The organism is Variovorax sp. P4_B11 (assembly GCF_056402355.1).
The window spans coordinates 1-2,006 of the sequence record NZ_JBFUHO010000144.1 but is presented as its reverse complement, the minus strand read 5'-3'; the positions used below and the strand labels follow the sequence as shown (position 1 = coordinate 2,006).

At 75.4% G+C, this 2,006-nt stretch carries 1 pseudogene; it reads left to right on the top strand.

Going from position 1 to position 2,006, the window contains the following annotated elements:
- Nucleotides 1-2,006: pseudogene (locus AC1DYD_RS41280) on the top strand (hypothetical protein); the annotation flags it as partial.

The following is a 2,006-nucleotide window of genomic DNA, read 5'->3' as shown; positions in this document are numbered from 1 at the left end:
ATCGCCGACAGCGCCGGGCCGGTGGCCGAGGGGCCCGGCGCCACCGTGGCCGCGCCCGAGGTGGTCGATCCGCACGCGCCGACGATGCCGGCGCCCGAGCCCGTCGATCCGCACGCGCCGACGATGCCGGCACCGGAGCCGGTCGATCCGCACGCGCCGACGATGCCGGCGCCCGAAGTCGTCGATCCGCACGCACCCACCGCCTTGCCCGAAGGCGGCGGCATGCCGGAGATCCCGGGCCCGCCGCGGCTGCCCAACATCGAGCCGCTGCCGGACTACGGCGTCGAACTGCCCGACTGGAACCCGGCCGAGCCCAGCCCGTACGCGCCCACCGAGCGCCCGCCGCCGATCGATCCCCTGGCGCCGACGGTGCCGGTGCCCGAGGTCATCGACCCGCTGGCCCCGACGGTGCCCGCGCCCGAAGTTGTCGATCCACTGGCTCCGACCCAGCGCGCGCCGGCCGGGCCCGAGCGCGTGCTCCCGCCCGAGCCGGCCGTGCCCGAAGCGCGCCGTGTGAGCGACGACCAGCGCGTGCCGACGCCGGAGGAGGTCCGCGCTGCCGACATCGAGCGGACCCGGCTCGAGACCATCGGCGAACGGCGCCGCATGGCCGAGGGCGGCGGGTTGGTCGATCCCGAATTCCAGGACCTGCCCGATGCGCCAGGCCGTGCGAGGCGCCGCGGCGATCCGCGTCCGCCGGACCAGTCGGTCGTCTCCGATCGCGTCAAGGCCGACCTGCGTGCGCGGGCACGCGCGGCCTCGGGCCTGGAACTGCAGGCCGCCTTGCGCGACCCCGGGCAGCACAACACCCGCACGCTCGCGGCCATGGAGTTCCTGACACCCGAGCAGCTTGCCCACGTCGAGCGCACCGGCGAACTGCCGCCCGGCGTCCAGTTCCACCACATGATGACGGTGGCCGATTTCCCCGAGTTCGCGGACCGGCCCGATGTCGGTGTGCCGATGCCCGAGGACCTGCACACGCAGATGGGACACGGCGGCGACACCACGGCGCCGGTCGAGGCCGCCACGTTCCGCGACCCCGCCGCCGCCGACCGACCGCCGTTCCACAACGATCCGCAGGCGCAGAAGTACAACCGGCCGCGCGCCGCCGATGTCGCCGAGGGCCTGTCGACTTCGGGCGATGTCACGCGCGACCTGGTCATCGAGCGGCAGGCGCGGATCCGGCAACTCGAGGGCCGCGCCCGCGCGGCCCGCGATCCGGCGCGCGCGCAAGCGTTCCGTGCCGAAGCCGAATCGCTGCGCGCCGAAATCGAGACCATCACGCAACTGGAGGCGGCCGAGCGGGCGCGTGCCGCACCGCCGCCCGCCGAGACGCCGGCGACGGACGGCAGCGGTCCGCGCCGCGCGGGAGAAGGCGAGACCCGCAGCAGCGAGCCGTTGACGCCGGAGCAATTCGAAGCGCATGCCGCGATGGCGGAAAGCATGGGCGTGCCGCGAGAGAAGATCCAGCCCTCGTCGCGCCACACCGCCTACATCCCGGGCAGCTTCGACACCCTGCTGATCGGGCCCGACATCCATCCCTTGCCCGAGAACCGGCGGCCGACCGGCCTGGCCAACCCGGCCAATGCGGCGCTGGAGCCGCGCGCCGTGCTGGCGCACGAGGTCATCGGGCACCGCGAGGCCGAACTGGCGGGCCAGGTGCGCCATGCCGAGTGGCTGGAGGAGTTCCAGGCCAGCACGCGGGCCGCGCTGCACGACCCCGGACTGTCGCCGCAGCAGCGCTGGCTGCTGATGCAAGATGCCGAGGCGCGGCGCCGCTTTGCGCCCAACGACGACACGATCTTCGCCTGGACCGGGCGCCATGGCGTGCCCGAGGCGCCGAGCGGCCCGCCGACCCCGCGCCCGGCCGGCCACTTCCGGCCGCAGGACCAGCTGCCGAGCGTGATCGTCGACCGCGAGGCCCTGGTCCCGGCGCCGTCCGCGGAGCCTGCCGCCCGCATCGGCCCGGCTGGCGCGCCCACTCGCGCGCACCCGGTCGTCCCGGC